This is a genomic window from Streptococcus parasanguinis, assembly GCF_001578955.1.
Taxonomy (GTDB): domain Bacteria; phylum Bacillota; class Bacilli; order Lactobacillales; family Streptococcaceae; genus Streptococcus; species Streptococcus parasanguinis_U.
In genome coordinates, this window is record NZ_KQ969776.1 from 1 (window position 1) to 286 (window position 286).

The window sequence follows — 286 nt, forward strand, 5'->3', positions numbered from 1 at the left end:
TTTTGGAGTTTAATTGTCTGAGCTTGATATTGTCCCTACGGTTTTCTAGCAAAAGCAAGGCTACCACAATGATAAACCCAACCGTAATCAGAACAAAGACAAAGTTCGACGACATTACAAATTGTTTTAGTTGATCAATCATTGTTTCTCATATAATATCCAACACCACGGCGAGTCAAGATATATTCTGGACGTCCCGGTGTGTCCTCGATTTTTTCACGCAAACGACGAACCGTCACGTCCACTGTCCGAACGTCACCAAAGTAATCATAGCCCCACACCGTCT

The 286-nt window shown here is 42.3% G+C and carries 1 protein-coding gene and 1 pseudogene; both read right to left on the reverse strand.

Features of this window, described 5'->3' with window-relative positions; genetic code table 11:
* Window positions 1-142, reverse strand: a pseudogene (locus tag SPADD19_RS11955) (cell wall metabolism sensor histidine kinase WalK); the annotation flags it as partial.
* Window positions 135-286, reverse strand: a 152-nt coding sequence (locus SPADD19_RS11960) for a winged helix-turn-helix domain-containing protein (RefSeq protein ID WP_164905882.1), incomplete at its 5' end; no start/stop codon positions are given. The gene SPADD19_RS11960 and the pseudogene SPADD19_RS11955, both read right to left, overlap by 8 nt.